Annotated in this window: 12 protein-coding genes; 5 read left to right on the plus strand and 7 right to left on the minus strand. The window is 50.2% G+C overall.

Annotated features, from left to right (window positions below):
• A partial coding sequence (gene lysP, locus JTI85_RS14710) for a lysine-specific permease (RefSeq protein WP_219351673.1) occupies positions 1-1,448 on the minus strand: 1,448 nt, incomplete at its 3' end.
• Positions 1,449-1,642: 194 nt separating this feature from the next.
• A complete protein-coding gene (yieE, locus tag JTI85_RS14715; protein WP_048211165.1) occupies positions 1,643-2,524 on the minus strand; it encodes a DNA-binding transcriptional regulator YeiE in 882 nt (293 codons plus the stop codon).
• A gap of 133 nt (positions 2,525-2,657) precedes the next feature.
• Here yieE and JTI85_RS14720 point away from each other — a divergent pair, with 133 nt between their 5' ends.
• From JTI85_RS14720 to JTI85_RS14730, 3 genes are all read left to right on the plus strand, one after another.
• On the plus strand, positions 2,658-3,707 hold the full coding sequence (locus JTI85_RS14720; protein WP_048211164.1) for a YeiH family protein: 1,050 nt from the start codon (positions 2,658-2,660) through the stop codon (positions 3,705-3,707).
• Between the two features lie 65 nt (positions 3,708-3,772).
• The gene (gene nfo, locus JTI85_RS14725) at positions 3,773-4,630 is read left to right on the plus strand and encodes a deoxyribonuclease IV (protein ID WP_048211163.1); all 858 of its coding nucleotides are present in this window, start codon (positions 3,773-3,775) and stop codon (positions 4,628-4,630) included.
• Between the two features lie 2 nt (positions 4,631-4,632).
• Positions 4,633-5,721, plus strand: a complete 1,089-nt coding sequence (locus JTI85_RS14730; protein WP_219351675.1) for a sugar kinase — start codon at positions 4,633-4,635, stop codon at positions 5,719-5,721.
• 47 nt (positions 5,722-5,768) lie between these two features.
• On the opposite strand, the gene JTI85_RS14735 is transcribed toward JTI85_RS14730, so the two are convergent.
• The 4 genes from JTI85_RS14735 to hypT form a co-directional block, all read right to left on the minus strand.
• On the minus strand, positions 5,769-7,019 hold the full coding sequence (locus JTI85_RS14735) for a NupC/NupG family nucleoside CNT transporter (protein ID WP_048211161.1): 1,251 nt from the start codon (positions 7,017-7,019) through the stop codon (positions 5,769-5,771).
• A 95-nt stretch (positions 7,020-7,114) separates the two neighbouring features.
• Complete coding sequence (locus JTI85_RS14740) at positions 7,115-8,050, minus strand: pseudouridine-5'-phosphate glycosidase (protein ID WP_048211160.1); 936 nt, start codon at positions 8,048-8,050, stop codon at positions 7,115-7,117.
• The gene (locus tag JTI85_RS14745) at positions 8,038-8,979 is read right to left on the minus strand and encodes a pseudouridine kinase (RefSeq protein ID WP_048211159.1); all 942 of its coding nucleotides are present in this window, start codon (positions 8,977-8,979) and stop codon (positions 8,038-8,040) included. Before JTI85_RS14745 ends, JTI85_RS14740 begins: the two co-directional genes overlap by 13 nt.
• A 301-nt stretch (positions 8,980-9,280) precedes the next feature.
• Positions 9,281-10,192 (minus strand): hypochlorite stress DNA-binding transcriptional regulator HypT, encoded by a 912-nt coding sequence (gene hypT, locus JTI85_RS14750; protein WP_061068168.1) that lies wholly within the window; start codon positions 10,190-10,192, stop codon positions 9,281-9,283.
• 351 nt (positions 10,193-10,543) lie between these two features.
• Between hypT and JTI85_RS14755 the strand changes: the two genes are divergently transcribed.
• A complete protein-coding gene (locus tag JTI85_RS14755) occupies positions 10,544-11,263 on the plus strand; it encodes an aspartate/glutamate racemase family protein (protein ID WP_048211157.1) in 720 nt (239 codons plus the stop codon).
• 76 nt (positions 11,264-11,339) lie between these two features.
• Entirely contained in the window at positions 11,340-12,638 is a 1,299-nt protein-coding gene (locus JTI85_RS14760; RefSeq protein WP_101741562.1) for an anaerobic C4-dicarboxylate transporter, read from the plus strand.
• Positions 12,639-12,706: 68 nt separating this feature from the next.
• Here JTI85_RS14760 and JTI85_RS14765 read toward each other — a convergent pair whose 3' ends face one another.
• A complete protein-coding gene (locus JTI85_RS14765) occupies positions 12,707-12,943 on the minus strand; it encodes a YgdI/YgdR family lipoprotein (RefSeq protein ID WP_048211155.1) in 237 nt (78 codons plus the stop codon).
• Positions 12,944-12,976: the final 33 nt, after the last annotated feature.

A 12,976-nucleotide genomic window follows, 5' to 3' on the forward strand; every position in this document is an offset into this window, starting at 1 on the left:
AAGTTCATTTCGCTGTAACGAACGAAACGGGTTCCTTTGGTCAGCTTATAGCCAAACCAGATGATCAGGAACAGCGGGATACCAATATAGGTTGCCATTACACCGCCCCAGTCAATGGTATCTTTCAGGAACGCTTCGTAGTTTTGCCCCAGGGTGATTATCAAGCACAGGACAAAGGCAAAGATCGGCCCCAGAGGGAAGAAGCCTGAACGATACGGCAGATCATTAATATCATGGCCCTGCAACACGTAACCACGGCGGAAACGATAGTGGCTAATTGCAATTCCCAGCCAGGCGATAAAGCCCGTCATCCCGGAAGTGTTCAACAGCCACAGGTACACAGTCTGGTTACCAAACATGGATGTCAGGAAGCACAGACCTGCCACAACAGTCGTCGCATACAGCGCGTTACGCGGTACGCCGCCACGAGACAGTTTAGAGAAAATACGCGGCGCTTTACCGTCACATGCCAGGGTGTAGAGCATACGTGTTGATGCATACATCCCGGAATTACCCGCCGACAGCACCGCCGTCAGGATAACGGCGTTCATCACCGCCGCCGCAGACAGCAGACCCGCATGCTGGAATACCAGCGTGAACGGGCTGACGCTGATGTCTTTTACATCATTGCGCAGCAGGCTCGGATCGGTATACGGGATAATCAGGCTGATAATCAAAATCGCGAACACATAGAACAGCAGGATTCGCCAGAATACCTGACGCACCGCGCGTGGAATGTTCTTCTCTGGATCTTCAGATTCGCCCGCGGCGATACCAATCAACTCGGTCCCCTGGAAAGAGAAGCCGACGATCATCGCCACACCAATCATGGCGGCAAAACCGCCAGCAAAGGGGGCATCACCTGTCGTCCAGTTACTCCAACCCACCGGTTGAGCACCTTTGAAGATACCGATAATCATCATTACGCCAACCACGATGAAGATAATCACGGTGGTGACTTTGATCAGTGAGAACCAATACTCCGCTTCGCCAAATCCACGTACCGAGATGTAGTTCAGCAGGAAGATAACGCCAAGGAACAGCGCACTCCAGATCCAACCAGGCGTATCCGGGAACCACCAGCTCATTACCAATTGTGCGGCCACCAGGTCCACGGCGATAGTCACCGCCCAGTTGTACCAGTAGTTCCAGCCGAGCGCGAAGCCAAAGCCTTCTTCTACATAGTTCTGACCGTAGGTAGAGAACGAACCGGAAACCGGCATGTAGGCAGCCAGCTCACCAAGACTGGTCATCAGGAAGTACACCATCAGGCCAATCAGAATATAAGAAAACAGCGCGCCGCCAGGACCCGCCGCAGAAATGGTTGCACCAGATGCAACGAAAAGACCCGTACCGATGGAACCACCAATGGCGATCATCGTCAGGTGACGCGCCTTCAGTTCACGGCGTAGCGTGGGCGCTTCTGTGGTTTTAGTTTCGGAAACCATGTGAAAATGCTATCCATCCAAAAAATGAGGCGCGATTGTAGCAGACGAAATGGCATTCTTCCGGCACAAATGCGCTGTTATAAGAGACCTTCATGACTGGCCGCGGATTATAAGTAAAGCAGAAATGGGCAACGTATGACGATTGCCCTCAGTTGACGATGGGGTGTTTATTGCAGGTACGACGCATCAGCGCCTTATTCAACCTGCTCTACCTGGTCGCTATAACGTAAAAAACGCAGCAGCGAGTTTGAAAGATGTTTTTGGCGATGATGGACGCGCCAAAGCGTGCGGACCAGACGTGGCAACGGCACCGGAACTTCGCTTAACGTTCCTGCCTGCAGTTGTTCTGCAATAACCCGACGCGACAAGCAGCTGATCCCGAGACCATGGCGCACCGCATGCTTAATGGCCTCAGAGTTACCCAACTCCATTGCCATCTGAAATCTCGGTAGATGAGACAACAGCAGATAATCCACCAGCTCGCGAGTACCAGACCCACGTTCGCGCAGGATCCAGGGCGAAGCCGCAAGTTGCTCCAGCGTCACGGGCCCCGTGGTTAGCGGCGATGACGGCGCAGCAAATACCACCAGTTCATCTTCCAGCCACGGTTCAGAGATGATTTCGGTACTGTGACAGGGCCCTTCAATCAGCCCGATATCGACCCGAAAATCCAGCACGGCATTGATAACATCCTGGCTGTTGCCCACGCTGAGTTCCAGCGGCAAATCGGGGAAATCCCGCCGGTAACCTGCAATCATGGCAGGTAAAATATAGTTGCCAATAGTGCTACTGGCATAGACGCGAATCGCGCCATTATCTTCACGAAAAAGCTGTTCAATTTCTGTCGTTTGCTCGAGCAAGGCCAACGCACGCGGATAGAGTAAGCGCCCGTGCTCATTAACGACCAGTCGCTTGCCGACGCGGTCAAACAGTTGCACGCCAAGTTGCCCCTCTAAATCGGTAAGCGCAGCACTGACCGCTGACTGCGACAATGACAACATGACAGATGCCTGAGTCGTCGAGCCGCTTTTCAGTACCTCAGCAAAAACTTCAAGTTGTCGCAGGGTGATATGCATAGTCGTTTTCCACCGGGTAGCCCGTGCTTACCACTTATAAAGATTAATTATAAATATATAATCAATTTTATTTTTAAGCCACTTCACCTTACAATTTTTGCCAAGAAATCATTCAAATTGTTCAGGAGGGGTTATGACTGAACTCGCCCTACAGAATCATCGTCGTACAGTGTGGCATTTTATTCCGGGGCTTGCCCTGAGTGCAGTTATCACCGGGGCCGCCTTATGGGGAGGTTCCATTCCCGCCGTCGCAGGTGCCGGGTTCAGCGCCCTCACCTTAGCCATTTTATTCGGGATGGTTATCGGCAACACCGTGTATCCACAAATCTGGAAAAGCTGTGACGGTGGCGTGCTGTTTGCCAAGCAACATTTACTGCGTCTGGGGATCATCCTTTATGGTTTCCGCCTCACCTTCGCGCAAATTGCTGACGTCGGCGTCAGCGGTATCGTGATTGATGTGTTAACGCTCAGCAGCACCTTTATGATTGCCTGCTTCCTTGGGCAGAAAGTGTTTGGTCTGGACCGCCACACCAGTTGGCTGATTGGCGCGGGGAGCAGCATTTGTGGTGCCGCCGCCGTATTAGCCACCGAGCCGGTGGTGAAAGCAGAAGCCAGTAAGGTAACGGTCGCCGTTGCTACCGTGGTTATCTTCGGGACCATTGCTATCTTCCTGTACCCGGCAATGTATCCGCTACTGGCGCACTGGTTTAGCCCGGAAACCTACGGGATTTATATTGGCTCCACGATGCATGAAGTCGCACAGGTTGTTGCTGCCGGGCATGCAATCACCCCGGAAGCTGAAAACGCAGCCGTCATTGCTAAAATGCTGCGCGTCATGATGCTGGCTCCGTTCCTCATCATCCTGGCAGCACGTGTTAAACAACTGTCTCCGGCGGCCAGCGGAGAAAAAAGTAAAATCACTATTCCGTGGTTTGCCATCCTGTTTATTGTGGTCGCGATTTTTAACTCGTTCCACCTGCTGCCGCAGTCGGTAGTGAACATGCTGGTAACGCTGGATACCATTTTGCTGGCAATGGCGATGGCCGCGCTGGGGCTGACCACTCACGTTAGCGCCCTGAAAAAAGCCGGTGCAAAACCTCTGCTGATGGCACTGGTGCTGTTTGTCTGGCTGATTGTGGGCGGTGGCGCGATTAACCTCGCTATCCACGCGCTGATGGCATAAACGAGCACGACTCCCCCCCATTAACCCGCTATACTCTCCCCTTTTGAGTATGGCGGGTTTAATTTATGAAATATATTGGAGCGCACGTAAGCGCCGCTGGCGGTCTGGCTAACGCCGCTATTCGAGCCGCAGAAATCGAAGCGACCGCATTCGCCCTGTTCACCAAGAATCAGCGTCAGTGGCGTGCCGCGCCGCTGACCACCGAAATCATTGATGATTTCAAATCTGCCTGCGAGAAGTATCACTATACTTCTGCGCAAATCCTGCCTCACGACAGCTACCTGATAAACCTCGGTCATCCGGTCAGCGACGCGCTGGAAAAATCACGCGATGCTTTTCTTGATGAAATGCAGCGCTGCGAGCAGCTTGGTTTATCCCTGCTTAACTTTCACCCGGGCAGCCACTTAATGCAGATCCCGGAAGATGAATGCCTGGCGCGTATTGCCGAATCAATCAACATTGTCCTTGCTCAAACTCAGGGCGTGACGGCAGTCATTGAAAACACCGCCGGGCAAGGCAGTAATCTTGGTTTTAAATTCGAGCATCTGGCGGCAATCATCGACGGCGTCGAGGATAAATCCCGTGTCGGCGTCTGCATCGACACCTGCCACGCCTTCGCGGCCGGTTACGATTTGCGTTCCGTTGACGAGTGTGAAAAGACATTCGCTGAATTTGAACGTATTGTCGGCTTTAACTATTTACGCGGTATGCACCTGAACGATGCCAAGAGCGCATTTGGCAGCCGCGTTGACCGTCACCATAGCTTAGGGGAAGGTAATATCGGTCACGATGCATTCCGCTGGATCATGCAGGACAACCGATTTGACGGCATCCCACTGATACTGGAAACCATTAATCCAGATATCTGGGCAGAAGAGATTGCCTGGCTGAAAGCGCAGCAAACTGAAAAAGCGGTGGCCTAATCATGAACGACAGGGAAAAGCAGATCCTTAAGATCCTGCGACGCAATCCGTTGATTCAGCAGAATGAAATCGCCGATATTTTGCAGATCAGCCGTTCGCGCGTCGCCGCACATATTATGGATTTGATGCGCAAAGGAATGATCAAAGGTAAAGGTTATATCCTTACCGAACAAGATTATTGCGTCGTCGTCGGAGCTATCAACATGGATATCCGGGGTATTGCAGACATCCACTATCCTCAAGCCGCATCTAACCCCGGCAGCATCCACTGTTCTGCAGGCGGCGTGGGACGCAATATCGCTCATAATTTGGCGCTGCTGGGCCGTGACGTGCATTTAATCTCCGCTGTTGGTAGCGATTTCTATGGCGAAACGCTGCTGGAACAGACCCGTCAGGCTGGTGTTAACGTTTCCAATTGCATTCGTCTGCATGGACATAACACCTCCACCTATTTGTCGATCGCGAATCAGCAGGAAGAGACCGTACTGGCGATTAACGATACCCACATTCTGCAACAGCTAACGCCGCAGTTGCTGAACGGTTCACGGGATCTTATCCGCCATTCCGGCGTCGTGCTGGCGGATTGCAACCTGACTGCTGAAGCCATCGAGTGGGTATTTACTATTGCTGATGACATTCCGGTATTTATTGATACCGTTTCAGAGTTCAAAGCGGCAAAAATGAAGACCTGGTTTACACGTATTCATACGCTCAAACCCACGCAGAAAGAGCTGGGCATTTTATGGGGTAAGCCTGTCCAGTCGGATGCGGATCGCATGCAGGCCGTCAACGACCTTCATCAGCAAGGAGTAAAACGCATCTTTGTGTGTCTGGAAAACGAATCCGTTTTTTGCAGCGAAAAGGACGGCGAACAGTTTTTATTGACGCCGCCTGAGCATACGGTGGTAGACAGTTTTGGCGCCGATGACGCTTTTATGGCGGGATTACTGTACAGCTTTCTGGAAGGTAGCGAGTTTCGTGAAAGCGCGCAGTTTGCCATGGCCTGCGCGGCATTATCGCGGGCCAGCGTCAGTATCAACAACCCAACGCTCTCCGCCGATAATGCCCTGTATTTGCTGAAAACCGCTTAGATATAATGCCGGATGGCGCTCTGCTTATCCGGCCTACAAACTTTATTTTATGCCAGTCCGATAAAGAAACCGGCTATTGTGGCGCTCATCAGGTTAGAAAGCGTTGCCGCTGCCAAAGCACGCATTCCAAGTTGCGCGATTTCCGGTGCGCGCTGTGGCGCAATGGCTGAAAACGCACCGACGACAACACCAATTGAACCAAAGTTTGCAAAACCACACAAAGCAAACGAGATAATCGCGATGGTCTTCACGTCCAGCGCACCGCCCATTTGCAGATACGGTGAGAAGTTGAGATAAGCGACAAATTCGTTGATCGCCAGCTTCTGTCCAATCAGGCTACCTGCCAGCGTCGCATCGCTCCAGTCCACGCCCATAATCCACGCCAGCGGGGCCAGAATATAGCCAAAAATGCCTTCCAGAGTGGCGTGACCGAAGCCAAACCAACCACCAACGCCACCAATAATGCCGTTAATTAACGCAATAATGGCGACAAATGCCATTACCACCGTCGCCACACCTGCGGCGATCTTCAATCCGGTCATCGCCCCACTGGCCGCCGCTTCGATGATGCTTTTCGGTGGTGTCTCAGTAAACGACAGATTCTCGAAGGTAACGCGAGACTCTTCCGTTGCCGGACTCAGCATACGCGCGAACAAAATACCGCCAGGGATTGCCATCAATGATGCCGCCAACAAATAATCGATGGGTACACCCATTCCGGCATAACCAATCATCATTGAACCCGCAATAGATGCCATCCCGCTACAAATTGCAGTAAACAGCTCATTGCGATTCAGGCGATCAATAAAGGGTTTCACGATTGCCGGAATTTCGTTTTGCCCGAGAAAAATCGTCGTCACCGCGACAAATGATTCGATTTTGCTGATGTTCAGCGCTTTCTGGAAAATACCACCGAGAATACGGATCAACAGTCCCATTACGCCAATGTAGTAAAGCAGGCTTATCAGCGCGGTAACAAAAATGATCGCGGGGAGTACCCGGAAGGCAAAGATAAAACCGGCACCGTCAAACAGCACATCCATTTTAGGACCGACCAACGAGCCGAAAATAAATGCGCTTCCCGCATCGCTATATGACATGACCTTGTGGACGCCGAGTGCAGCCTGTTCAACCAGCCATTTCCCCGGAGGGAAATACAACATGATACCGCCAATGGCGATTTGCAAAACCAACGCAGCGCCAACGGTACGCAGGCTAATCCGTTTTTTATTTACTGACAGCAGAAACGCGATGGCCAGTAATACCACCATACCCACAACACTTCTCATTATATCCATAATGAAATCCCTTCATGCCAGGAAACCCGGCGCTAACGCCAGGTTTTGGTAGGTTTGATATTCACGGGCGACCGCTTTCTGCCCGAAAAATTTGGTCAGGCGAGGCGTTGGTATTCCTTCGCAATCTCGCAAGCCAGTACGGCGTTGTTGAACACCAACTGAATGTTTGATTTCAGACTGTCGCCTCCGGTCAGTTCCGCAACCCGCGCCAGCAGGAACGGCGTGCTATCTTTGCCCACAACGCCCTGTTCTTCAGCTTCCTTCACGGCCCGATCGATTGCCGCGTTAATTTTTTCCTCTGCCATGGCAAACTGCTCCGGGATTGGATTGGCGACAACCAGGCCGCCGTTCAGACCGGTTTGCCATTTCACCGCCATCGCGCGGGCAATTTCTTTTGCGCTGTCCAGACGAATACTGACGTCAAACGGGCTGGTGCGGCAGAAAAATGCTGGCAGCGATGTTGTCTGATAACCAATGAGCGGCACACCGAAGGTTTCTAAATATTCGGTTGTTAATCCGAGATCGAGAATAGATTTTGCCCCTGCGCAAATAACCGTGACATTGGTATGAGCCAGTTCTTGCAGATCCGCAGAAATATCAAATGTATGCTCAGCCCCGCGGTGAACACCGCCGATCCCCCCGGTTGCAAATACTTTAATTCCCGCCATAGCGGCAATAATCATGGTAGAGGCAACGGTAGTCGCGCCATTTTTCCCTGCGGCTACAACAAACGGTAAATCTCGGCGGCTAACTTTAGCAACGTTATGCCCTTCACGTCCTAAAAGTTCAATTTCGTCTTTACTCAAGCCAACTTTCATTACCCCGCCAATAATGGCAATGGTTGCAGGCACAGCACCATGTTTGCGAATAGTTTCTTCTACTTCAATTGCTGTTTGCGCATTTTGTGGAAATGGCATGCCATGGGAAATAATGGTTGATTCAAGTGCAACAATGGGTTTTTTACTGTTTAATGCTTCCTGAACTTCTGGAGATATTTGTAATAATTCAGAGGAAAGAGTTAATTCAGACATTCTGTGTTCTCCACTATTAAGCTAACATTCGCAACAGACAAATCAGGGTTATTGGTATATTCACAGGCCAGTGCCATAGATGAGCAACCCTGCGCAAATCGAACCGAATCAATAAAGGGCAGACCGTCTACCCAGCAGGAAGCCAGTCCCGCCATCATGGCATCACCAGCCCCCGTGACATTAATGACGTGAGTTTTAATGGGCAGCGACCAGCCGCTACTCCCCGAGATATCACTGTAATAAACACCGTCCCCCCCCATGCTGAGCACCAGGCGGTTTAGGCCGCGTTCATGAAACCACGTGGCAACTTTGCCAACATCCTCTCGCCCGGAGAGTGCAATCCCACTCAGGGTTTCAGCTTCAAGTCGATTAGGTTTTAAGGTATGGATTTTGCCGAGCTGCTCGCGAATTTTAACGCACTTCCATGCCGATACCGGGTCAATAAACACCGGTACCTCGCCCGCATTTTCCAACACCCATGTCAGCGCGTCTTCACTGATATTACAGTCAGCGACAATGACTTTTGCTGCACGAATAAAATCACGATGTTGCGACAAAAAATCCGCTGAAATGTGGTCGGTAATACTCATATCATTTATGGCAACCAGCATCTCACCGGTATTATCAAGCAGCGACAAATAACTTGATGTATTTTCTCCAGCAACAATCAGGCATTTTTCGACATGAACGCCAGATTGATTAGTTTGCGCCAGCAGTGATTGGCCATAGAAATCGTTACCAACAGCGGTCAGTAACCATGAATCTTTTCCCAGCAGCGCCAAATTATGAGCGATATTGCGTCCCACGCCGCCTGGCGTAAATTTTATTTTCCCTGGATTCGAGTCCGCATAATTCAGAGAAGCATGCGAATACCCGGCGACATCCATATTAGCCGAGCCAATGGTTACTATGTATTCCTTTTCACGCATAGCACGTCCCCTGGCAATATAATTACCACTAATGAGTTCGTCAAAAATAACCATTGCTACAGCAAAGGTTATTAGAGCACATGTTCACTATCAAACATGTGTTCATGTTAGCCAGGTTTTTTGTAAAGTAAATCCATCCGCAAGATCTAAAACAAATAGATATGAACAGAGTCACAATTTTTTATAGATACAGTTTGCAAGGGAGAGAAAAAATGAGAGGCAGAACACAAATTGAGCAAACCAGAAAAAAACCTCCGGATAACCGGAGGTTTTTCAGATGTGCCAGGCAGACTGGTGTGTATTAACTGAGCGAAACCAGGTCCTCCGGCATGTGGTTGTACAAAATCCGCCAGAAGTGCTCAGCCGTTTTATTCAAGCGGGTATCCATCCGGTAAATATAAGCCTGAATAGGCACCATCAGTTCCGGCGTCTGCAGACAAACCAGCCGCTTGTCACGCAGTTCGTTTACGATAGTCCACGCCGGCAGCCAGGCGATACCATGGCCATCTAATGCCATATTTTTCAATAACTCACTCATCGAAGACATAAACAGTGTACGAGCAGAAATACCGCCCACTTCCGCCAGATGACGGTTTACCAATCTTCCCATGTAGGATGTACTGGTATAGTTCAGAATCGGCACCTGCGGCTGATAGATATCAAACAACGCCTTCCCCTGCGCGTCAGCCGCACAAACGGGATACAACTCAGACTCAAAAACCTTCAAACCGCAGAAGGGTGACTGCATTAAATCTTCATCCCGAAAAGAGATAATAAAATCACTTTTCCCTTCACGCAGGGTATTCACCGCTTGCACCACATCAATCGCCTCGACGTGATAAACAAACTCTTCCCCCCAGGCCGCCATTGAGTGCACTAATCTGGGCAACATCGTCAGCGACAGAGAATGTGCCGCCGCTATTTTAATATTGGGAACCCCAAGCAGGTTGTGCCCACTTAGCTCATCCAGATTGCATTCCAGCTGTTGCAGCAGGCTACGGGTTTGCGAATGGAATAGCTTGCCCTCCTCCGTGAGTTGCAGTGGACTCGTCGTGCGATCAAAAAGCTGTACTCCCACGGCGGATTCGAGCGCCTTGATCCGCCTGCTAAATGCCGGTTGGGATATATTGCGTTCCTCAGCCGCCTGGGAAAAATGACGACACGCCTCCAGCGTCAGGAAATCATATAACCATTTTGTCTCAATATTTTTCATGCCTGTCACGCGGATGTTTAAATGGGGTGATTAACCTAAAACATCATGCCAGAGGCGTTCCAGAGATGATATTGGCGATTAGCCACTGATGATTCGTTTTTTGCATCAAGCCTTCGTTTTTGGCATTAACATGTTGGCTTCGCCATTCAGTCATCCCCCTTCTCTGCAGGCAAAACTTCAGGTTTCGCACGCTTTCCGAACCTCATGGGAGGACGAAAGAAACTACAGTCATGCAGTTTTTGCATTTAGACAAACATTATTGCATTTCTCCTCTCGACTCTCTGCTGTTAAACATTAGGGCAAGATAAAAACAGCCTGAATATTATTTAACGGTTAATCGAGGTATATATCGTGAAAGGTTTAATTGGTGTACTGGGTGGTATGGGGCCAGCGGCAACCGTCGATCTCTTTAATAAATTCGTCACCTTTACCGCGGCACAACGTGACCAGGAACATATCCCATTAATTATTTCATCTATTCCTGACATTCCTGACCGAACTGACGCGTTAATGCATCATGGTAATTCCCCACTCCCGGCAATGCGCGATTATATGCATAAACTCGAAGATGCTGGCGCTGAGTGTATTGTCATCCCCTGTAATACCGCCCACTTTTGGTTTAATGAATTAAAAGAGTGCTGTCACACAGAGCTGCTCAGTATCGTTGAAACGACCATCAGCGAGGTCAGGAACTGTGGAAAATCACGTATTGGACTACTCGCCACCAATGCCACCTTGTACATGGGTCTCTATCAAAAAGGCATTGAATCTCTTGGGTTAACCTGCATCAGTCCTGACTCTGCCAGTCAGGAAAAAGTGATGGAAAGTATCTATTGCTTAAAAGCCGGTGATGTTAAACGGGCGCAAACGCTGATGAATGAACAGGCTCAAGCACTCTTCTCTCGCGGCGCACAAGTTATCGTACTGGGATGTACTGAAGTTCCCGTCATCCTTGCTGAGGCTGTCAAAACGTCACCTGAAAAATATATTGATTCAACCGGTTCGTTGGTTCGCGCCGGTATTAAATGGTACGAGAAACGCGTTGGTAAAGATCATCTTTTGGTGCAATGAAAATCTATGCCTGGCTAATTATTGAATTAAATAAACACCCATTTTAATAACGAATTATTCTCTGGCGGAGGCCATTATGATTTGGCTGGAAATTATCGTAGTGTTGGGCGCAATATTTTTTGGTATCCGCTTCGGCGGTATTGGTATTGGTTTATGTGGCGGGCTGGGGCTGGCTATTTTAACACTGGGATTTGGGTTGCAAATTGGTTCGCCACCCGTTGACGTGATTCTCATTATTATGACGGTGGTAGTGGCTGCCTCAGCACTACAGGCCGCGGGTGGTATGGATTATCTGGTACGCGTTGCAGGGAATTTTATGCGGCGTAACCCTAAATATATCAATGTTATTGCGCCCATTATTACCTGGTCGATGACCATTATGGCGGGGACCGGATTTATTGTCTTCTCTACCCTACCGGTCATTGCCGAAGTAGCAAAAGAGTCCGGTATCCGCCCCTCACGCACGCTCGCAGGATCCGTCGTCGCCTCCCAGGTGGCAATATCCGGCTCGCCGATCAGCGCTGCAATGGCCGCAATGTTGACCATCATGGAGGGAAACGGCGTCAGCTTTATACAGGTCATGGCAGTATGCCTGCCGGCCTCGTTCGTTGCCGCAATGGTGGCGGCATTAATCGCTTCACGCCAGGGGTGCGAGCTACAGGATGATGAAGTGTATCTGCAACGCCTGCAAAAAGGTCTGGTCCGTAAATATGAAAGCCAGAGTAGCACGACGCCGGGTGCCGTGCTTTCCGTTGCCCTGTTTATGCTGGCAACGGTCGTCATCGTTATTCTTGCAGCATGTCCTCAACTACGTCCTGGATTCGATGCAGGTAACCCAATGAATACCCGGGATATCATCATTATCTGCATGTTATCTGCCGCTTGTCTGATGGTCGTACTGTGCAAAACATCGACAGATGCCATTGTACTGACATCCACTTTTCGAGCAGGTATGAGTTCGCTGGCCGTCATTCTCGGCATTGTTACACTGGGAACCACATTCATTGACGCACACTTAGCGGAAATTAAAGACATCGCGGGTAATATTCTACAGGCCTACCCGATGCTGTTGGCTCTGGTACTGTTTGGGACCTGCGCGCTGCTCTATTCGCAGGGAGCCACCACGCCGCTGATTATCCCGCTTGCCGTCGCGCTCGGCGTACCCACCTGGGCCATTCTGGCTTCCTACGTGGCAGTGACAGGTGTGTTTGTTCTACCCACATACCCCACTTCACTGGCGGCAATGGAGTTCGACACCACCGGGACAACGCGCGTGGGCAAATATGTCTTAAACCATCCGTTTATGTTGCCAGGACTGGGTGGGATCATCGCGGGCGTTGCCTTTGGTTTTATCATCGCGCCAATGATTGCCTGACCCGTTTTATTCAGGGGGGCCGAAAGCGATATCGCCTCCTGAATACTTCGCGACTTACCTGACCTGACTCACCATAGCAATACCGTCTTACCTTTATCTATTTGCTTCACATCGCTGCTTTTAATCACGCGGTGATAGCCATAGGTGTCAGCATATTTTGTCAGTCCAGTCCCGGAATCCTGCTCAGGCTTGCCTTGCGTCTCTATCGTTGCCCCTGATGTTGTTGTCATCACCCAGGTGGTTGAGCACCCCGTAAGCAACAGCGTAGCGAGTGACAGAGAGGCAAAAATGTGCGTTTTTTTCATATTCGATTTCCGTGACGAGTTTGATTTAAGGGC

It is taken from the genome of Citrobacter sp. Colony219 (genome assembly GCF_019382635.1).
Lineage (GTDB): Bacteria > Pseudomonadota > Gammaproteobacteria > Enterobacterales > Enterobacteriaceae > Citrobacter > Citrobacter youngae.

Coding starts and splice junctions, on each gene's coding strand:
- JTI85_RS14760 (WP_101741562.1), top strand. CDS start 11,340: ATGATTTGGCTGGAAATTATCGTAGTGTTGGGCGCAATATTTTTTGGT.
- JTI85_RS14765 (WP_048211155.1), bottom strand. CDS start 12,943: ATGAAAAAAACGCACATTTTTGCCTCTCTGTCACTCGCTACGCTGTTG.
- JTI85_RS14735 (WP_048211161.1), bottom strand. CDS start 7,019: ATGGATATAATGAGAAGTGTTGTGGGTATGGTGGTATTACTGGCCATC.
- hypT (WP_061068168.1), bottom strand. CDS start 10,192: ATGAAAAATATTGAGACAAAATGGTTATATGATTTCCTGACGCTGGAG.
- JTI85_RS14720 (WP_048211164.1), top strand. CDS start 2,658: ATGACTGAACTCGCCCTACAGAATCATCGTCGTACAGTGTGGCATTTT.
- nfo (WP_048211163.1), top strand. CDS start 3,773: ATGAAATATATTGGAGCGCACGTAAGCGCCGCTGGCGGTCTGGCTAAC.
- yieE (WP_048211165.1), bottom strand. CDS start 2,524: ATGCATATCACCCTGCGACAACTTGAAGTTTTTGCTGAGGTACTGAAA.
- JTI85_RS14745 (WP_048211159.1), bottom strand. CDS start 8,979: ATGCGTGAAAAGGAATACATAGTAACCATTGGCTCGGCTAATATGGAT.
- JTI85_RS14730 (WP_219351675.1), top strand. CDS start 4,633: ATGAACGACAGGGAAAAGCAGATCCTTAAGATCCTGCGACGCAATCCG.
- JTI85_RS14740 (WP_048211160.1), bottom strand. CDS start 8,050: ATGTCTGAATTAACTCTTTCCTCTGAATTATTACAAATATCTCCAGAA.